Origin of the sequence: Elioraea sp., assembly GCF_022842375.1 — a bacterium.
Lineage (GTDB): Bacteria > Pseudomonadota > Alphaproteobacteria > Acetobacterales > Acetobacteraceae > Elioraea_A.
Genome location: NZ_JALHPR010000016.1, coordinates 86,107 through 102,651, shown reverse-complemented (window position 1 = coordinate 102,651; position 16,545 = coordinate 86,107). Strand labels below are relative to the sequence as shown.

20 protein-coding genes and 1 tRNA gene are annotated in these 16,545 nt (G+C 70.2%); 13 read left to right on the top strand and 8 right to left on the bottom strand.

Going from position 1 to position 16,545, the window contains the following annotated elements:
* The 3 genes from Q0C38_RS14570 to Q0C38_RS14560 form a co-directional block, all read left to right on the top strand.
* A partial coding sequence (locus Q0C38_RS14570) for a transglycosylase domain-containing protein (RefSeq protein ID WP_291297832.1) occupies positions 1 to 940 on the top strand: 940 nt, incomplete at its 5' end.
* Between the two features lie 128 nt (positions 941 to 1,068).
* Positions 1,069 to 2,574 carry a DUF2252 domain-containing protein gene (locus tag Q0C38_RS14565; protein WP_291297831.1) on the top strand — a complete coding sequence of 502 codons (1,506 nt, stop codon included), beginning with the start codon at positions 1,069 to 1,071 and terminating at the stop codon, positions 2,572 to 2,574.
* Between the two features lie 201 nt (positions 2,575 to 2,775).
* Complete coding sequence (locus Q0C38_RS14560) at positions 2,776 to 3,027, top strand: hypothetical protein (RefSeq protein ID WP_291297830.1); 252 nt, start codon at positions 2,776 to 2,778, stop codon at positions 3,025 to 3,027.
* 21 nt (positions 3,028 to 3,048) lie between these two features.
* Here Q0C38_RS14560 and Q0C38_RS14555 read toward each other — a convergent pair whose 3' ends face one another.
* On the bottom strand, positions 3,049 to 3,498 hold the full coding sequence (locus Q0C38_RS14555; protein WP_291297829.1) for a MarR family winged helix-turn-helix transcriptional regulator: 450 nt from the start codon (positions 3,496 to 3,498) through the stop codon (positions 3,049 to 3,051).
* A 70-nt stretch (positions 3,499 to 3,568) separates the two neighbouring features.
* Between Q0C38_RS14555 and Q0C38_RS14550 the strand changes: the two genes are divergently transcribed.
* Genes Q0C38_RS14550 through Q0C38_RS14540 form a run of 3 tightly spaced genes read left to right on the top strand, consistent with a single transcriptional unit; the run spans position 3,569 to position 4,826 of the window.
* Positions 3,569 to 3,988: a glyoxalase/bleomycin resistance/extradiol dioxygenase family protein gene (locus Q0C38_RS14550; RefSeq protein ID WP_291297828.1), complete on the top strand. Its 420-nt coding sequence runs from the start codon at positions 3,569 to 3,571 to the stop codon at positions 3,986 to 3,988.
* Positions 3,985 to 4,461 carry a VOC family protein gene (locus Q0C38_RS14545; protein WP_291297827.1) on the top strand — a complete coding sequence of 159 codons (477 nt, stop codon included), beginning with the start codon at positions 3,985 to 3,987 and terminating at the stop codon, positions 4,459 to 4,461. The genes Q0C38_RS14550 and Q0C38_RS14545 overlap by 4 nt, the downstream gene beginning before the upstream one ends.
* 14 nt (positions 4,462 to 4,475) lie before the next feature.
* The gene (locus Q0C38_RS14540; RefSeq protein WP_291297826.1) at positions 4,476 to 4,826 is read left to right on the top strand and encodes a DUF1428 domain-containing protein; all 351 of its coding nucleotides are present in this window, start codon (positions 4,476 to 4,478) and stop codon (positions 4,824 to 4,826) included.
* A 49-nt stretch (positions 4,827 to 4,875) separates the two neighbouring features.
* Here the strand turns inward: Q0C38_RS14540 and Q0C38_RS14535 are convergent.
* Positions 4,876 to 4,951, bottom strand: a tRNA-Ala gene (locus tag Q0C38_RS14535).
* 170 nt (positions 4,952 to 5,121) lie between these two features.
* Between Q0C38_RS14535 and Q0C38_RS14530 the strand changes: the two genes are divergently transcribed.
* The 4 genes from Q0C38_RS14530 (at position 5,122) to Q0C38_RS14515 (ending at position 8,089) form a co-directional block, all read left to right on the top strand.
* The gene (locus Q0C38_RS14530; RefSeq protein ID WP_291297825.1) at positions 5,122 to 5,412 is read left to right on the top strand and encodes a YggT family protein; all 291 of its coding nucleotides are present in this window, start codon (positions 5,122 to 5,124) and stop codon (positions 5,410 to 5,412) included.
* Between the two features lie 10 nt (positions 5,413 to 5,422).
* Positions 5,423 to 6,268 carry a bifunctional methylenetetrahydrofolate dehydrogenase/methenyltetrahydrofolate cyclohydrolase FolD gene (gene folD, locus Q0C38_RS14525; protein ID WP_291297824.1) on the top strand — a complete coding sequence of 282 codons (846 nt, stop codon included), beginning with the start codon at positions 5,423 to 5,425 and terminating at the stop codon, positions 6,266 to 6,268.
* Positions 6,268 to 6,507 carry a hypothetical protein gene (locus tag Q0C38_RS14520; RefSeq protein ID WP_291297823.1) on the top strand — a complete coding sequence of 80 codons (240 nt, stop codon included), beginning with the start codon at positions 6,268 to 6,270 and terminating at the stop codon, positions 6,505 to 6,507. The genes folD and Q0C38_RS14520 overlap by 1 nt, the downstream gene beginning before the upstream one ends.
* Before the next feature lie 238 nt (positions 6,508 to 6,745).
* Complete coding sequence (locus Q0C38_RS14515) at positions 6,746 to 8,089, top strand: DEAD/DEAH box helicase (RefSeq protein ID WP_291297822.1); 1,344 nt, start codon at positions 6,746 to 6,748, stop codon at positions 8,087 to 8,089.
* 86 nt (positions 8,090 to 8,175) lie between these two features.
* On the opposite strand, the gene Q0C38_RS14510 is transcribed toward Q0C38_RS14515, so the two are convergent.
* The 3 genes from Q0C38_RS14510 to Q0C38_RS14500 all read right to left on the bottom strand — a co-directional run bounded on the left by Q0C38_RS14510 (position 8,176) and on the right by Q0C38_RS14500 (position 11,217).
* Positions 8,176 to 8,664 carry a tellurite resistance TerB family protein gene (locus tag Q0C38_RS14510; RefSeq protein ID WP_291297821.1) on the bottom strand — a complete coding sequence of 163 codons (489 nt, stop codon included), beginning with the start codon at positions 8,662 to 8,664 and terminating at the stop codon, positions 8,176 to 8,178.
* Between the two features lie 71 nt (positions 8,665 to 8,735).
* Entirely contained in the window at positions 8,736 to 9,965 is a 1,230-nt protein-coding gene (locus tag Q0C38_RS14505) for an argininosuccinate synthase (protein WP_291297820.1), read from the bottom strand.
* A gap of 220 nt (positions 9,966 to 10,185) precedes the next feature.
* Entirely contained in the window at positions 10,186 to 11,217 is a 1,032-nt protein-coding gene (locus Q0C38_RS14500) for a Rieske 2Fe-2S domain-containing protein (protein ID WP_291297819.1), read from the bottom strand.
* A gap of 88 nt (positions 11,218 to 11,305) precedes the next feature.
* Between Q0C38_RS14500 and Q0C38_RS14495 the strand changes: the two genes are divergently transcribed.
* Positions 11,306 to 12,436 (top strand): hypothetical protein, encoded by a 1,131-nt coding sequence (locus Q0C38_RS14495; protein WP_291297818.1) that lies wholly within the window; start codon positions 11,306 to 11,308, stop codon positions 12,434 to 12,436.
* A 1-nt stretch (position 12,437) separates the two neighbouring features.
* Here the strand turns inward: Q0C38_RS14495 and Q0C38_RS14490 are convergent, their stop codons facing one another.
* Positions 12,438 to 13,586 (bottom strand): MFS transporter, encoded by a 1,149-nt coding sequence (locus Q0C38_RS14490; RefSeq protein WP_291297817.1) that lies wholly within the window; start codon positions 13,584 to 13,586, stop codon positions 12,438 to 12,440.
* A gap of 243 nt (positions 13,587 to 13,829) precedes the next feature.
* On the opposite strand from Q0C38_RS14490, the gene Q0C38_RS14485 reads away from it, so the two are divergent.
* Together Q0C38_RS14485 and Q0C38_RS14480 are read left to right on the top strand one after the other, a co-directional pair.
* Positions 13,830 to 14,060 (top strand): hypothetical protein, encoded by a 231-nt coding sequence (locus Q0C38_RS14485; protein WP_291297816.1) that lies wholly within the window; start codon positions 13,830 to 13,832, stop codon positions 14,058 to 14,060.
* Positions 14,061 to 14,371: 311 nt separating this feature from the next.
* A complete protein-coding gene (locus Q0C38_RS14480) occupies positions 14,372 to 14,644 on the top strand; it encodes a hypothetical protein (RefSeq protein ID WP_291297815.1) in 273 nt (90 codons plus the stop codon).
* Between the two features lie 72 nt (positions 14,645 to 14,716).
* Here the strand turns inward: Q0C38_RS14480 and rlmN are convergent, their stop codons facing one another.
* On the bottom strand, positions 14,717 to 15,904 hold the full coding sequence (gene rlmN, locus Q0C38_RS14475; RefSeq protein WP_291297814.1) for a 23S rRNA (adenine(2503)-C(2))-methyltransferase RlmN: 1,188 nt from the start codon (positions 15,902 to 15,904) through the stop codon (positions 14,717 to 14,719).
* The gene (locus tag Q0C38_RS14470) at positions 15,901 to 16,491 is read right to left on the bottom strand and encodes a hypothetical protein (RefSeq protein WP_291297813.1); all 591 of its coding nucleotides are present in this window, start codon (positions 16,489 to 16,491) and stop codon (positions 15,901 to 15,903) included. Before Q0C38_RS14470 ends, rlmN begins: the two co-directional genes overlap by 4 nt.
* Positions 16,492 to 16,545: the final 54 nt, after the last annotated feature.

Genomic DNA, 16,545 nt, shown 5'->3' with positions numbered 1-16,545 from the left:
GCCCGCGACGGGCGGTGCAGTCACGCTGCAGGCCACGCTCGACCCGGCGCTGCAGGACGCGGCCGAGCGCGCGCTCGCCGCGGCGCTCGCGGCCGATGGCACGCGGCTCGCGATCGGCCAAGGTGCGATCGTCGCGGTGCGCGCCTCGACAGGTGCCGTGCTCGCGATGGTCGGCGGGCGCGATGCGCGGGCATCCGGCTTCAACCGCGCGACGGCGGCCGAACGTCAGCCGGGCAGCGCATTCAAGCCCTTCGTCTGGCTTGCAGCCCTCGAGGCGGGCCTCACACCCGAGACGGTGATCGAGGATGCACCCATCACCGTTGCCGGCTGGCGGCCAGACAACATCGACGGACGCTTCCGCGGGCCGGTGACGCTGACCGAGGCGCTGGCGCAATCACTGAACACCGTCGCGGTCCGCCTCACGCTCCAGGCTGGCCTGCCGCGTGTCACGGCGGCAGCGCGGCGTGCTGGGCTGACTGGCACGATCCCGCGCGATGCAACCGCGGCACTCGGCAGCGGATCGGCGGGGCTGCTCGAACTTGCCACGGCCTATGCCGTGTTCGCCAACGGCGGCGCGCTCGTCGTGCCGCATGGCGTGACGGCAGCGCGTGCCGAAGGCGAAACGATCTGGCGCCGCGAGGGGGAGGCGGTGCGCGCGATCGCGCCCGAGCATGCGGCGGCGATGGCGACGATGCTGGGCGAGGCGGTCGCGCGCGGTACGGGCCGCGCCGCTGCGCTGCCTGGGCGGGCGGTTGCGGGAAAGACGGGAACGACGAGCGAGTTCCGCGATGCGTGGTTCATCGGCTGGGTTCCCTCGCCCAGCGGCGCGGTGGTGATCGGCGTCTGGCTCGGCAACGATGATGCGAGCCCGATGCGCGGCGTCACCGGCGGCAGCGTCCCGGCCCGCATCTTCCGTGAGGTGGCGACTTCCGTGCGATGACGCGAGCGCCACCTCGCGCACGATGTGCCCGTCCCACGCTCACGGCTTTGCTTGATTCTGATCAATGTCGGCCACGGTACGCTGCGGCACTCTGTGACGCGGGCAACAGTCCGCGGTGGGGGGACCTGATGAAGGCGAGCAAGGCGAAGGCACGCGGCGTTGAGACGCAGCCGGACGAGGAGGAACGCCCGCGCCACGGCCAGCGCAGGCCGAAGGCGACGGCGGCACGGCGCGGCACGCCGGCCGATGCGATCTCGCACTACCTCTCCGCCGATGAACGGCGCGCGGCAGGCAAGGCGCTGCGCGACGCGGTGCCGCGCACCTCGCATGCCGGGTGGAAGCTGCCGGAAGGCCGCCGCGATCCCGTCGATCTTCTCGTCAGCACAAACGAGGGGCGCATTCCCGCGCTCGTGCCCATCCGCTTCGGGCGGATGATGCAGTCGCCCTTCGCCTTCTACCGCGGGTCCGCCGCGATCATGGCCGCCGACCTCGCGACGACACCGCGCTCGGGGCTGATCGTGCAGGCCTGCGGCGACGCGCACCTGATGAATTTCGGCGGCTTCGCCACGGCGGAGCGCAACCTGATCTTCGACATCAACGATTTCGACGAGACGCTGCCCGCGCCGTGGGAGTGGGACGTGAAGCGGCTTGCCGCGAGCATCGTCATCGCCGGCCAGCATCTCCGCCTGCTCGACAGCGACTGCGCACGCGCCGCGACCGACGCGGCACGCGAGTACCGCAAGCGGATGGCCGACTATGCCGCGATGCGCGCGCTCGACGTCTGGTACGACCGGATCGACTTCGACAAGTTCGTCGCCGCCAGCGCCGAGATGACGGGCGAGGCGGAGGAGGACGTCCGCCGGCTGATCAACCGTCGCATCGAGCAGGCCAAGGAGAAGAGCTCGTCTGAGTTCCTGTTCCCGAGGCTCGTCGAGGACGCGGGCGCGCTGCCGCGGATCAAGGACGATCCGCCGCTGATCTTCCACCCCCCAGCCGAGGATGCACCGGGCCAGGAGACGGCTTTTGCCGAGGCCCTCTCCCACTACCGGGACTCGCTGCCCGAGCATGTGCGCACGCTGTTCGACCGGTTCCACTTCCGCGACCTGGCGATCAAGGTCGTCGGCGTCGGCTCGGTCGGCACGCGGTGCTCGATCGGCCTCTTCATGGCGGCCGACGACGATCCCCTGTTCCTGCAGGTGAAGGAGGCGCGGCCATCGGTGCTCGAGCCCTACGCGGCGCGGCCGGCGCACGGGAACAACGGCGAGCGCGTCGTGGTCGGCCAACGGCTGATGCAGTCCGCCTCCGACCTGTTCCTCGGCTGGACCAAGGGCATCGACGGGCGCGACTACTACATCCGCCAGCTGCGCGACATGAAGCTCTCGGCGATCCTCGACGACTGGGACGCGCCTCGGCTTCGCAGCTACGGGCGGCTGTGCGCCTGGGCGTTGGCGCGGGCGCACGCGCGGTCGGGCGATGCCGCGCGGATCGCCGGCTACATGGGCTCCGGCGGGACGATGGACGACGCGATCTGCGAGTTCGCCGTGGAGTACGCCGACCAGAACCGGAAGGACTGGCGGGCCTTCGTCACCGCCGTTCGCGAGGGGCGGATCGCGGCGACGCGGGAGGAGGTCTAGACCTGATCCGGCGCTCGGGAAGGTGAACAAACCACTATCACCGGTTCCGTATCGACCGAGATCGAAACGACCTCCGAATCAATGCGTTGCGGCGGCCTGCTCACCGCTTCGTCAGCATCTCCGCGCGAGGGGGCAGCGCGTGTTGACGCTTCCTTAACCTGCATGCGCGAGTCTGCGCCCAGCAGGAATGAGGATGCCGGCGTGCTCGACTTCATCGAAAACACCACGTCCGTGATGGAGCAGGTCGGCCGCGACGAGGCGATCGCGCAATACGCCTCGGTCAGGCGCGCGCTGCAGCTGACCGAGGCGCCGGAGACGCTGACGCAGGAGGAGACGATCCTGCGTTTCCTCGTCTATGCGAACCCGATCCTGCTGCAGAAGGCGCATACCGCGATCGACATCTTCCAGGCGCGCTGCGAGAAGCTGTTCGGCACGACGGCCGACTGGGACTGACGCTGAGCCACGGCGCACGCCTCAGGCGAGCCGGGCGAGCCCCTGCCGCAGCGCGTCCGCCGCCCCCTCGCCAAGCCCGGCATCGAGCTCGGCATGCGTCGCCCGCCACGCGCCTATCGCCTGGCCGAGCAGCGCCACCCCCTCCCGCGTGATCTGGACGCGGCGCGAGCGGCGATCCTCCACGTCAGGGACGAGGCGCAGCAGGCCGCGGCGGGCGAGCGGCTTTACCGCTGCCGTCAGCGTCGAGGGATCCATCGCCAGGAACGGCGCGAGGCGCCCGATCGGCGGCGGCTCGGGTCGGTTGAGGGCAACCAGCAGCGAGAACTGCCCGTTGGTCAGGCCGAACGGGCGGAGTGCCGCATCGAAGCGGCGGGCCAACGCGCGGGCGGCCCGCTGCGTGGCGAGGCAGAGGCATGTGTCGCGGATGTGATGCACGGTCGCGACAGGCAGGGTTGCGTCGAGCGGCGTCATGGTACTTTGATATCAAAGTTCATGGCAAAGGACCAGAGAGTCCTGCAATCCACAACGCCGGAGGAAAACGATGACCGATGCCCCAGTTCACCCCGATGCAGCGACGATGAATGGCGTCATCCCCTATCTCGCCATGGCGGGCCGTGCCGCCGAGGCCTGCGACCTCTACGTCCGCGCGTTCGCCGCTGAGGAATTGGGCCGCATGCCGATGCCCGACGGTGCGCCGGGCCTGATGCATGCGCAGATCGCCATCAATGGCGGCGCCCTTATGATGACCGACCATGGCGGCAGCGGTGCGCCGCCCGCCTACGGCTTCGGCCACCTGCAGCTCGTGGTCGATGATGGCCGCTTCTGGTGGGACCGCGCGGTGGCAGCGGGCTGCGCCGTGCTCGCCCCCTACGAACGCCAGTTCTGGGGCGATGACTGGGGGCTCCTCGAGGACCCGTTCGGGATCAGGTGGGGGATCCTCCAGACGGGGTCGCAGTCATGACGGCCAGGAACACGATCTGCGTCTGGTTCGACAAGGAGGCCGAGGCGGCCGCGAGGTTCTACGCGGCCACCTTCCCCGACAGCGGCGTCTCTGCCGTCCACCGCGCGCCGGCCGATTACCCATCGGGCAAGGCGGGCGACGTGCTGACGGTGGCGTTCACGGTCGCCAGCATCCCCTGCCTCGGCCTCAACGGCGGCCCGGCCTTCCCACACACCGAGGCCTTCTCGTTCCAGATCGCGACCGACGACCAGGAGGAGACCGACCGCTACTGGAACGCCATCGTCGGCAACGGCGGCCAGGAAAGCGCCTGCGGCTGGTGCAAGGACCGCTGGGGCGTGAACTGGCAGATCACGCCGCGCGTGCTGACGGAGGCGATCGCCGCCGGCGGCGCGGAGGCCAGGCGTGCGTTCACGGCCATGATGGCCATGCGGAAGATCGACGTCGCCGCCATCGTGGCAGCGCGGCGCGGGTGAAGGAGGACAAGCGGATGTATGTCGACGGATTCGTCCTGGCGGTGCCGACCGCCAGCAAGGAAGTCTACCGCCGCTTCGCCGGGGATGCGGCGGCGGTGTTCAAGGAACACGGCGCCCTCTCCCTCGTGGAGGCCTGGGGCGACGATGTGCCGGAGGGGAAGGTCAACTCCCTGCACACCGCGGTGCTGCGCAAGCCGGACGAGACGGTGGTGTTCTCCTGGATCACCTGGCCCGACAAGGCGACGCGGGATGCCGGCATGCAGAAGGTCATGGCTGATCAGCGCGTGGCCGGTACGATGGACCGCATGCCGTTCGACGGCACGCGGATGATCTTCGGCGGGTTCGAGGTGATCGTCGATGCGTGAGGCTGGATAGGGCAGTGAGGCTGGATAGGGCAGGCCGGGCGGCGGTGGATGGTGGAGCTGAGGGGAATCGAACCCCTGACCTCGTCATTGCGAACGACGCGCTCTCCCAACTGAGCTACAGCCCCGTTCCACCACCCGGGCACGGCACCGCCGTGTCCGGGAGGCGCGTTTTATCAGCGCGGCCCACGCCGAAGTCAACACGCCCGCGGCCTCACCCCGGGGCCCGCACTCGCGTTGATCGCGGGGCCGGCCACCTGTAGGGTCCGCCCTCCGACGCAACCGCCGGGAACCCCGCATGTATGCCGTGATCTGGCTGATCGATACCGCGCTCAACCTCTACATCTGGGCGCTGATCATCTCCGCCATCCTGTCCATCCTGGTGTCGTTCGGCATCCTCGATACGCGCAACCGCCTGGTCTGGGCGGTGGGCGACTTCTTCGAGCGGCTGACGGAGCCGGCACTGCGCCCGATCCGCCAGTTCCTGCCCAACCTCGGCGGCATCGACCTTTCCCCCCTCGTGCTGATCCTGCTGCTCCAGGCGGCGCGGATCTTCCTCTCGACCACGATCGCGCCGCTGGTGCTGTGACGGCACCGCAGTGACCGCGCAGGTCATCGACGGCAAGGCGATCGCTGCCGCTCTCCGGGCCAGGCTCGCCGCCGAGGTCGCGCTCCTGCCCTTCCGGCCGCGGCTCGTCGTCATCCTGGTCGGCGACGATCCCGCCTCCTCGGTCTATGTGCGGAACAAGCGCAAGGCGGCCGCCGAGGTCGGCTTCGCCGACGGCACCGAGCGCCTGGCGGCCGACACGTCAGAGGCGACGCTGCTGGCCAGGATCGCCGCGCTGAACGCCGACCCTGAGGTGGACGGCATCCTCGTGCAGCTTCCGCTGCCAGCCCACATCCGGGCCGAGGCGGTGACCGCGGCGATCGACCCTGCGAAGGATGTCGACGGGTTCCACCCGCTGAACGCAGGCCATCTTGCGATCGGGCGCCCTACCCTCGTCCCCTGCACCCCGAAGGGGGTGATGACGCTGCTCGCCGCCGCTGGCGTGCCGCTGGCCGGGGCGCGCGCGGTGGTGCTTGGCCGCTCGACCATCGTCGGGCGCCCGATGGCGGCGCTGCTGACACTCGCCGACGCCACCGTCACCCTCGCGCACAGCCGCACGCGCGACCTCGCCGCCGAATGCCGCCGCGCCGACATCCTCGTCGCTGCCGTGGGCAGGCCCGGGATGGTGCGGGGTGACTGGGTGGCGCCTGGCGCTGCCGTGATCGATGTCGGCATCAACCGTACCGCCGATCGCACGCTGGTGGGTGACGTCGCCTACGCGGAGGCAGCGCCGCATGCCGGCTGGATCACCCCCGTGCCAGGCGGGGTCGGGCCGATGACCATCGCCACCCTGCTCGAGAATACCGTGGCGGCCGCCACGGCACGGAGGCGTACGTGATGATCGGCTGGCGCATCCTCCAGGTCGTCGCGGTGCTCGCCGTCATCGCCTGCCTCGACCTCGTGACGAAGGCCACTCCCCTCAGGGGCGATGGCTGGAACGCGGGTCGGCTCCTCTATGCCGGGTCAGGCATCGTCACGGCGCTGACCCTGTTCGCCTTGGCGGCAATCGGCATCGGCCAAAAGAAGCTGGCAGACGCGCTCAGGCGGATCGAAGCCTCGCTTGGCAAGCAGGGCTGAGGCGCGTCCGCGCTCTTTTCCTTGACGCAACGCAGCATCGCAGGCATCTCTCCCCCGTCCGGCGCGTTGCCGGCACCGCGCCACGGCCGCGTGAACGGCGCCCCTCCCGGGGCAGCCATCCTGCCAGGCGCTTGAGGCACTCCCACGGAACTCCCGGATCACGCGGGGCGTTTCACCCCGCAGCCACCAGGTGCTGCGCGTTGACGCGCGCGCCTGATCCGAAAGTGACGATCGAACCATGACCACCTTTGCTGATCTCGGCCTCGCCACGCCGCTTCTGCGCGCGTTGACGGACGAGGGCTACACCACACCAACCCCCATCCAGGCCCAGGCCATTCCCGCCGCGCTCTCGGGCCGCGACGTGCTCGGCATCGCCCAGACGGGAACCGGCAAGACGGCCGCCTTCGCGCTGCCGATCCTGCAGCATCTCGCCACCCATCGCCGGCCGACGCCCAAGCGCGCCTGCCGCGCCCTGGTGCTGAGCCCGACGCGTGAGCTCGCCCGGCAGATCGCCGACAGCTTCCGCGCCTATGGCCGCCACATGGGCATGTCCGTCGGGCTCGTGTTCGGCGGCGTGCCGCACAACCCCCAGGCGCGCACGCTGGCCAAGGGCGTCGACATCCTCGTCGCCTGCCCCGGCCGCCTGCTCGACCACATGTCGACCAACGGCGTCCTGCTCGACCAGGTCGAGTGCTTCGTCCTCGACGAGGCCGACCAGATGCTCGACCTCGGCTTCATCGTGCCGATCCGCCGCATCGTGCCGAACCTGCCGAAGGCACGGCACACGATGTTCTTCTCCGCCACCATGCCGCAGGCGATCTCCTCGCTCGCCGCGGACCTGCTGCGTGACCCGATCCAGGTTGCCGTGAACCCGGTCGCGACGACGGCCGAGCGTGTCGAGCAGCGCGTGATCCTGACCGACCACAACGGCAAGCGGTCGCTGCTGACCGAGACGTTGCAGTCCCCGGACATGGCCCGCGCGCTGGTGTTCAGCCGCACCAAGCACGGCGCCGACCGGATCGTGACGCAGCTCGAGGCGGCCGGCATTCCCGCCAACGCGATCCACGGCAACAAGAGCCAGGGCCAGCGCGAGCGTGCCCTCGCGCAGTTCAAGACCGGCGCCTGCAAGGTGCTGGTGGCGACCGACATCGCTGCCCGCGGCATCGACGTCGATGGCGTGACGCATGTGGTGAACTACGACATGCCGAACGTGCCCGAGCAGTATGTCCACCGCATCGGCCGCACGGCGCGTGCGGGTGCTGCCGGCATCGCGATCAGCCTGGTCGCACCCGATGAGGCGAGCTACCTGCGCGATATCGAGAAGCTGATCCGGCTGAAGATCGCCTCGGTCGACCGTCGCCCGCCCGGCACGCCGTCATTCCTGCCGCCGCCGAAGCAGGGGCAGCGCCAGGGGAATGGGGCACGGCCGGAGGGCCATGCGCGTCCGCACGGTCGCCCGGGCGGCCATGGCGCGCCGAAGCCGGCGCATCGCGGCCAGCCGCATCGGGGCGAGACGCAGCGAGGCGGGCGTTCCGACCGCCAGGGCAGCAGCCGCCACCCACAGCGTGCGTCCAACCACTGACCGCTAACGCCTGACGCCTGACGCGGTATCGCCAATGCGTCCCCTCTCCCGCATGCGGGAGAGGGACAGGGTGAGGGGGAGCCCCGTCAGCCGACCGGCGCGGGAACGCCCAGCTTGCTGTGGATCGCGGCGACGAGTGGGGCTTCGAGCCCCATCGTGGCCGCGAGCTTGCCGAGCCAAGCGAACTCCTCGGGCCTGTCGAGGTCGATCGCCGTCACCGAGGCGATGTAGAGCTCGACCGCGCGCCGGTGGCTGCCATGCGCGCCGGCCGCCACCGCCTCGAGGTCGAGCGGGCTGCGGAACTCGCGCTGCAGCCAATCCTGCACATCCGGGTCGAACTCGGCACAGCCGATGCGATCGAGCAGCCGCTCGCGCTCGTCATCGGTGATGCGCCCGTCGCACTTGGCCGCGGCGATCATCGCGCGGATCAGCGCGAGCGCGTGGTCGGAGGCACCCGGGCCGTGCGGCGTGATGGTGCCGTCATGCCCGTGCGCGTGGTCGACCGTGATGACATGGCGCGCGGTGGCCGAGACGCGATCGAACAGCACCTCGTAGCAGCGTGGATGCAGCTTCATGCCGTTCCTCCCATTCTGACCGGGAGGCTACGGGCGTGTGACAGCCGGCGCCTTGACGTGGATCAGGGGCCCTACAGTGCCCCACCCTTCCGCCCCGCCATCGCACCGAGCCTGAGGCGCAGGGCGTTCAGCTTGATGAAGCCCTTGGCGTCGACCTGGTCATAGGCGCCCTGGTCGTCCTCGAACGTCACGTACTTCATCGAGTAGAGGCTGTGCGGGCTCTCGCGGCCGGTGACGATCACGTTGCCCTTGTAGAGCTTGAGTCGCACCCGGCCCGTGACATGCGCCTGGGAGGCATCGATCGCGGCCTGGAGCATCCGCCGCTCGGGGGCGAACCAGAAGCCGTTGTAGATGAGCTCCGCGTAGCGGGGCATCAGCTCGTCCTTCAGGTGCGCCACGCCACGGTCGAGCGTGATGCTCTCCATCGCCCGGTGCGCGACGTGCAGGATGGTGCCGCCCGGAGTCTCGTAGACGCCGCGGCTCTTCATGCCGACGAAGCGGTTCTCGACGAGGTCGAGACGGCCGATGCCGTTCTCCTTCCCCAGCGCGTTCAGCTTCGTCAGCAGCGTGGCCGGCGACAGCGCCTCGCCGTTGATCGCCACCGCATCGCCGTCCTTGAAGTCGATGCTGATCTCCGTAACCCGGTCGGGGGCTGCCATCGGCGAGATGGTGCGCTGGTAGACGATCTCGTCCGCCTCCTGGCCAGGCTCCTCGAGGATTTTCCCCTCCGACGACGAGTGCAGGAGGTTGGCATCGACCGAGAACGGCGCCTCGCCGCGCTTGTCCTTGGCGATGGGGATCTGGTGCTTCTCGGCGAAGTCGAGCAGCGCGGTGCGCGAGGTGAGGTCCCACTCGCGCCAGGGGGCGATCACGGTCACGTCGGGCTTCAGCGCGTAGTAGCTGAGCTCGAACCGCACCTGGTCGTTGCCCTTGCCGGTCGCGCCATGGGCCACCGCGTCGGCGCCAACCTCCTCGGCGATCTCGATCTGCCGCTTGGCGATCAAGGGCCGCGCGATGGAGGTGCCGAGCAGGTACACGCCCTCATACGCCGCGTTGGCGCGGAACATCGGGAACACGAAGTCGCGCACGAACTCCTCGCGGAGATCGTCGACGAAGATCTGCTTCACGCCGAACATCTCGGCCTTCTTCCGCGCGGGCTCCAGCTCCTCGCCCTGGCCAAGGTCGGCGGTGAAGGTGACGACCTCGCAGCGGTAGGTCTCCTGCAGCCACTTCAGGATCACGGAGGTGTCGAGCCCGCCGGAGTAGGCGAGGACGACCTTCTTCACGTTCTTCTTCGACATCTTGGTGCGGTCCGCTTGGTGGGTCAGGAGGAGGCGCCATCAAGCACGGGCCGTGCGGTGCGGCAAGACCGTGCCGGGTGGCCCTCACCCTGTCCCTCTCCCGCACGCGGGAGAGGGGACGCCTCCCGACACCCCTCGGGGGAGAGGGTCAGGGTGAGGGGGCGGCCGGGAGATCGTGAGGGGGCGGCCGGGAGGTCGTGAGGGGGCAGCCCCCCGCGGCTCAGGCCGTGAACCCCCGCCCCAGCCCCATCCGCGCGAGCAGCTGCCGATACGGCACCGACATGCGATCAGCGGTGATATGCGCCTCCATCGCGAGGTCGAGCGGCAGGTCCTCGGGCTTCTGGTTCTCCACGATCGCCTGGTCCTCGGCGAAGATGCGCGCATTGAACGCATGCACCGGCTCGACCGGCTGGTCGGTGCCGAAATTCTTGGCAATGGGCACGAAAAGCCGCGTCCGCCGCGCCGCCACCGGCGAGGCGGCGTTGAGGATACAGAGCCGGTCGTCCCCAGGGAAATGGATCGTCAGCAGCGCCGAGAACGGCGGGAACACCTCGAAATGCCTGAGCCAGAGGAACCCCTCCGGCGTCGGCCGCTCGAGCCCCTTCGGCCAGTTCGGCACCGTTGACCAGTACTGCGCCTCGACCCCCCGCCCGGTCGGGCTCACCTTGTACGGCGGCACCACCTGGTTGTCGGGATCGGCGAAGGTCTCCGTATGCACCCAGGCGAAATGCGCGACATCGAGGAACCCTTCCATCTGCCGGCCAGGCGAGCCGGCGATGTCGACGAAGGGCGGCGTGATGCGCTGCCACGCCGGATCGTCCCAGGCGGGGAACACGGGAAGCCCCTCCTCCGCCGGCATCTCCCCGGCAAGCCTGGTCCAGACGAGGCCGTACCGCTCGACCGCGAGGAAGGAGGCAAGGCGAAGCCGCGGCGGGATCGGCCTGTCGGGATGCGCAGGCACGAGGCGGCAGGCACCGTCGGGCCCGTAGCGGAAGCCGTGATACGGGCAGACGATCGCCCCATCCTCCACCCAGCCCATCGAGAGCGGGGTGCCACGATGCGGGCAGAGGTCGCGCGCGACCGAAACGCCCGAGGACGTGCGCCAGATCACCAGCGCCATGTCGAGCAGGCGGGCACCGAGCGGTTTCTCACCGACCTCCTGCGCATAGGCGATGGGAAACCAGCAGCGGCTGAGGGCGTGCCAGTCGGCATCCGCGAAACTGCAATCTCGTGGTGGGCTGGGATCGGCCATGATCGCTCATCGGTTGCGGTTACCGTTGCGACGCAGCATCGGCGCATGCGAGCCTCCGACGCCGGCGTCACGCTATCCTGGACCAACCATGCAGCGCATTGCAGCACTCCTCCTCGTCCTCCTCGTGCCCAGCGCGGCCGTGGCGCAGGCCCAACAGCAGCAACGGCAGGCGAGGCCTCCTGCGCTGGCAGCCGCGCCGCAGGTGCAGGTGCAGGTGCATGCACCGCCGCCACTCCCCCTCCTCGCCCCGCCATCACTCGCCGGGATCACACCCGAGAACGCCGCGTTCTACGCACGCTGGACCGGCTATAATGTCGGCCGGGCCATCGCCTTCGGGCCGAACGGGGCGCAAGGCGGCGCCTGGGGCATCCGTGATGTCGAGGCAGCCAAGACGCAGGCATTGGCCAACTGCAATCAGCGCGCCCGCGGGGCAGGCTGCGCGCTGTACGCCGTCGAACTCTCGGTCGTCGCGCCGGGGCGGGAATGGGCGCCCAGCCAGACACCACCGGCGAGCATCGGCATCGGCAGCACGATGCGGTGGGAGATCGTTCCCGATGCGCGCTTCCTCTGGCGCGGCCCGGGCACGGGAGCCACGGCAGCGAAGGGTGCGATCGTGTTCGGCCACGGCCGCGGCGCATCCGACCAGGACAATCGCGGCGTCCAGCCGCACAGCTGGGTGCGGCACTTCAACAATGCAGGGTTCGACGTGTTCCGCTTCGACCGCCACCCGAGCACGGATGATGCAGAACGTGCCGCGGGCTGGCTGCGGGACGGGCTCGCCCAGCTTCGCGCCAGGGGCTACGGCACCGTCATCATGGCCGGCCAGTCGCGCGGCGGCTGGAACAGCCTGCAGATGCTGGCCACGCCCGGCCTGGTCGATGGCGCGATCGCGATCGCCGCGGCTGCGCACGGATCGGGTGCAAGCATGAACCTCTCCGGCCAGACCGATCAGTTCCGCCGCATCGCCCGCGAGGCGGCAAGCCCGCGCGCCCGCACGGCCTTCGTGCAATTCGCACTCGACCCGTTCGTCGCCGATTTCGAGGGCCGCGCCCGCATCATGACGGAGGAGATCGGCCCCCGCGTCGGCGCGGTGCTGGTGGTCGACAGGCCGGAGGGCTTCACCGGCCATGGCGCTGGCAACCAGTGGCAATTCGCCGACCGGTTCGGGCCATGCCTCGTCGCCTTCATGACCGAGCCGACGCCCCGCCAGCGCTGCTGAGTTACTTCGCTGGCGAGAATCGCGCGGCGAGCGCCAGCGCCGTCATCACCACCGCCGCGGCAGCGAACAACCCCCTGAACCCGAGCGAGGGCAGCGTGAGCCCGGCAATGGCCGCCCCGATCGCCTGGCCGACGAACAGCGAGAAGGCGAAGGCGGCCATGCCCGTCGCCCTGCTCTCCGGCGCGATCTCGGACCCGCGCGCCTGCAGGACACCGTGGAAGCAGACCAGCGAGAACCCGCCGAGGAAGCTCACCGGGCCGAGCCACGACGCCGGCGGGGCGGCGGCGATCGCGCCCAGCCAGAGAACGAGCCCGACGCCGCCCCACGCGAGCAGGCCACGTTCCCCGAACCGCGCGACCAGCCTTCCGGCGATGCGGGTGTAGACCAGCGCGCCCAGCCCCGCAGCGCCGAGCACCAGGCCGGTGATGGCGTAGGAAAGCCCGTATTCCTCCACGAGGAAGGCACCGAGGAAGGGTGGTGCGCCGAAGGCCACGCCACCCTCGACGCCGGCGAGGAGCAGAAGCCGCCGCGCCGCGGGCCGGCCGAGCAGGGCGAGGTAGCGGGCGAGCGCGCTGGTTGTCGCCCGCGGGGGCGGCTGGCCCATCGCGCGCGCTGCCCGCCACAGCGGGATCGCTGCCGCCAGCGCCATCACCCCGAGGACGGCGAACACCGGCCGCCAGCCGACGATGTCGCCCGCCACTCCGGCGAGCGGGGCTGCCATGAGGTTGGCGAAGACCATCCCGGTCATGAAACGGCCGAGCGTCGCCTGGCGGTCGGCATAGGGGGTCGTGTCGCCGATCAGCGCGATGGCGACAGGGATCAGCCCACCGGCGAAGGCACCGGCCAGCGCGCGCAGCGCGATCAGCGCCTCGAGGCTCGGCGCCGCCGCCGAGGCAACGGTCGCGGCGCCATAGCAGGCCATGCAGACAGCAATGAGCGTGAGCTTGCCGAACCGGTCGCCGAGCGGGCCGAGGACGAGCTGGGCAATGCCATAGGCGAAGGTGAAGCCAGCGACAGTGGCGGCGGCAGCCGAGATGGTCGCCCCGAAGTCGGTGGCAACGGCGGCGAGCAGCGGGTCGGCGATCCGCATCCCCGCGCCGGAGAGAAAGGCGGCAAGGATCAGGACGGGCAGCGGCGTCTGGGAGGGCACGCGCGATCCTCGCCCGCCAGCCGCCAGCGCGCCAGCCCCTCGGGTTCGCTCGCAGAACCGCGAGGTTACGCGCGTTCACCGCAACCCTTGCATGACGGCGAGGGACGCATCCTGCCGCCGTTCTGCGGCGAACCCTGTTCAGTGACGCGCTGCGGACCACCGGATCGGACCGAGGACGCGCCACGCTGACGGAACGGTCCGGCCAGCACCCAGCGATAACGACGCAACCAGGAGATAACGACCATGAAGACCGCCCTTCTCGCCGCCGCCCTGATCGCCTTCGGCACCCCCGCCTTCGCCTCCGCAGAGGCGCCCGTCCATGGCGGCGCGGCGACGGTGACCGCTCCTGCCTTCACGACTGCCGGCAGCGAGGGTTCGGCAATGTTCCGGCCCGCGACGCCGCAGATGACCCTGACGACCGCCAGCCAGCGCCTTGGCAGCAGCGCGGAGGCCTATATCGGCCCGCGCGGCTGACCCGAGAGCAATATCCGCTTACGTTGAATCGCGGAGCGATCCGTAAGCGGATGAAATTGCTCGCAAGGAACGGCTGGACCGTGATCCGTCAGAACGGATCACGGTCCAGGCCAGGCTCCGGATGACGAAGGGGACCGCCAGCGCGGTCCCCTTTTCGTTTGTTTCAGTTGCGGCGCGTACGGCCGTCGCAGCGCGACACGGACGAAACCCTTTTTGCCGCGCCGCGAAACACGCGTGCAAACGGAGGCGCCGATAACTCCTTTCCGTGGCGGGCGTCATCCCGGCGCCTGCGGAGAAAGGAGACCATGACCATGAACACCGTCGACACCATCGCAGCCTCTGCCTACCGGGCTGCACCGGCCATCCTCGCAGCGGCGCTCGCGCTGATGCTGGGCTCGCCTGCCTTCGCCTCCTCGGAGGCGCCGGTCGAGGGCGGCATCACCGTCATGACCAACCCGGCCTTCACCACGGCCGGTGCCGAGGGTCCTGCCGTGTTCCTGCCCGCGCCCTCGGGCCGCGTGATCGTGGGCGGCGGCACGCAGGTGTCGTCCGGCAGCGAGGGCTATGTCGGCCCGAAGGTCTGAGCGTAGCAGCCAGGATGTCGGCGACGTGACGGGGACCGCGGTGCGGTCCCCGTTGACGTCGCCGGTCGCGCGTCAGGCCGCTGGCCGCGTTGCCTTCCGCGCCCGTTCGCTCGCCGTTTTCAGCTGGCCGCAGGCAGCGAGGATGTCCCGCCCGCGCGGGTTGCGCACCGGCGCGGCGTAGCCGGCGTCCATCACGATCGCGGCGAAGGCGCGGATCGAGGCCTGCGTCGAGGTTTCGTAGGACGAGCCTGGCCAGGGGTTGAACGGGATCAGGTTCACCTTCGCCGGCATGCCGCTGATCAGCCGCACGAGCTCGCGCGCCTCGGCCACGCTGTCGTTCACGCCCTTCAGCATCACGTACTCGAAGGTGATGCGGCGCGCGTTCGATGCACCCGGATAGCGCCGGCACGCGGCCATCAGCTCGGCCAGGGGATACTTGCGGTTCAGCGGCACGATCTCGTTGCGCAGCTCGTCGGTCACGGCGTGCAGCGACACGGCAAGGTTCACGCCGAGCTCGGTCCCGCACCGATCCATCATCGGAACGACGCCGGAGGTCGACAGCGTGATGCGCCGGCGCGACAGCGACAGCCCCTCGTTGTCCATCGCGATGGTCATCGCCTTCGCGACGTTGTCGTAGTTGTAGAGCGGCTCTCCCATGCCCATCAGCACGATGTTGGACAGCAGCCGCGCCTCTCCCTTCGGGCTCGGCCACTCGCCATAGGCATCGCGCGCGGCCATGAACTGGCCGACGATCTCGGCCGCACCGAGGTTGCGCACCAGCTTCTGCGTGCCGGTGTGGCAGAAGCGGCAGGAGAGCGTGCACCCCACCTGGCTCGAGATGCAGACCGACCCGCGCGGCTCGCCGGGGTCGGGGATGTAGACGGTCTCGGCCTCCTGTCCGTCACGGAAGCGGAACAGCCACTTGCGCGTGCCGTCAGCCGATTGCTGGTCTGCCGCCACGTCGGCGCGGCCGATCACGAAACGCTCGGCGAGCCTCGCCTGCATCGGGCGGGCGATCGTGCTCATCCGCGCGAAGTCGGTGACACCCTGGTGGTAGATCCAGTGCCAGATCTGCTTGGCGCGCATTCGCGCGGCCTTCGCATCCTCGCCCAGGCCCTCGATCGCGGCGGCGATCTCCTCGCGCGTCAGCCCGACGAGGTCGCGGCGGCCATCGGCGAGGACGGCATCGGGGGGTGAGAACAGCGCCGCCTTGGCGCCGATCCGCGTTGCCTCGTCAGCCGTCAGTGCGGCATCACTCACTTGCACGCCTCGTTGATCGCCCGGCGTGCGGCGGAGAAGCCGCGCAGGCTGAACATGTCGACGACATTGCCGCCGCGCGGCCCGGGGCTCGTGAGCCTGAGCGCGCGGCCGCGCTCGAACGCGTTGACCGCGGCTGCACGATCGCGCGCGAAGGCAGCCTCGCCCGCCGAGAAGAAGGCGAGCGCGACATTGCCGCCCGAGGCCTCGACCGTTCCCGAAGGCTCGGCATTGGCGGGGAATGTGTAGCCGGCGCGGATGGCCACCTCGTCGCGCGACCGGCCGCGATGGGTCAGCACCAGCACGACCTCGCCACGGCCCTGCACCGCTGGCGCCGAGGCAGCCGCGCGGGTGAAGGCGTAGCAGACCTTCTGCCCGCGCTCGGACAGCGTGGCCGCCTCCCAGTCGTCGAAGCGGCCGATCGAGGTCGGGCCGCCGGCCTGGGGCTGGGCCTGGGGTTGGGCGGGGCGCTGCGGTTGGCCAGATTGGGGCTGGGCTGGCTGCGCGGGGCGCTGTGGCGCCTGTTGCGCCATGGCTGGCAGGGCCAGCGCAAGGAGCAGGGCGGCGAGAAGTGGTCGTGTCGCGATCATGCCGCCCTGCATAGAACGCGCTGGCCCCCTTCTCAAGCGTATCGGGCCTGGATC

Coding starts and splice junctions, on each gene's coding strand:
- Q0C38_RS14565 (WP_291297831.1), top strand. CDS start 1,069: ATGAAGGCGAGCAAGGCGAAGGCACGCGGCGTTGAGACGCAGCCGGAC.
- Q0C38_RS14555 (WP_291297829.1), bottom strand. CDS start 3,498: ATGACGCCGCTCGACGCAACCCTGCCTGTCGCGACCGTGCATCACATC.
- Q0C38_RS14550 (WP_291297828.1), top strand. CDS start 3,569: ATGACCGATGCCCCAGTTCACCCCGATGCAGCGACGATGAATGGCGTC.
- Q0C38_RS14545 (WP_291297827.1), top strand. CDS start 3,985: ATGACGGCCAGGAACACGATCTGCGTCTGGTTCGACAAGGAGGCCGAG.
- Q0C38_RS14540 (WP_291297826.1), top strand. CDS start 4,476: ATGTATGTCGACGGATTCGTCCTGGCGGTGCCGACCGCCAGCAAGGAA.
- Q0C38_RS14530 (WP_291297825.1), top strand. CDS start 5,122: ATGTATGCCGTGATCTGGCTGATCGATACCGCGCTCAACCTCTACATC.
- Q0C38_RS14520 (WP_291297823.1), top strand. CDS start 6,268: ATGATCGGCTGGCGCATCCTCCAGGTCGTCGCGGTGCTCGCCGTCATC.
- Q0C38_RS14515 (WP_291297822.1), top strand. CDS start 6,746: ATGACCACCTTTGCTGATCTCGGCCTCGCCACGCCGCTTCTGCGCGCG.
- Q0C38_RS14510 (WP_291297821.1), bottom strand. CDS start 8,664: ATGAAGCTGCATCCACGCTGCTACGAGGTGCTGTTCGATCGCGTCTCG.
- Q0C38_RS14505 (WP_291297820.1), bottom strand. CDS start 9,965: ATGTCGAAGAAGAACGTGAAGAAGGTCGTCCTCGCCTACTCCGGCGGG.
- Q0C38_RS14500 (WP_291297819.1), bottom strand. CDS start 11,217: ATGGCCGATCCCAGCCCACCACGAGATTGCAGTTTCGCGGATGCCGAC.
- Q0C38_RS14495 (WP_291297818.1), top strand. CDS start 11,306: ATGCAGCGCATTGCAGCACTCCTCCTCGTCCTCCTCGTGCCCAGCGCG.
- Q0C38_RS14485 (WP_291297816.1), top strand. CDS start 13,830: ATGAAGACCGCCCTTCTCGCCGCCGCCCTGATCGCCTTCGGCACCCCC.
- Q0C38_RS14480 (WP_291297815.1), top strand. CDS start 14,372: ATGAACACCGTCGACACCATCGCAGCCTCTGCCTACCGGGCTGCACCG.
- Q0C38_RS14470 (WP_291297813.1), bottom strand. CDS start 16,491: ATGATCGCGACACGACCACTTCTCGCCGCCCTGCTCCTTGCGCTGGCC.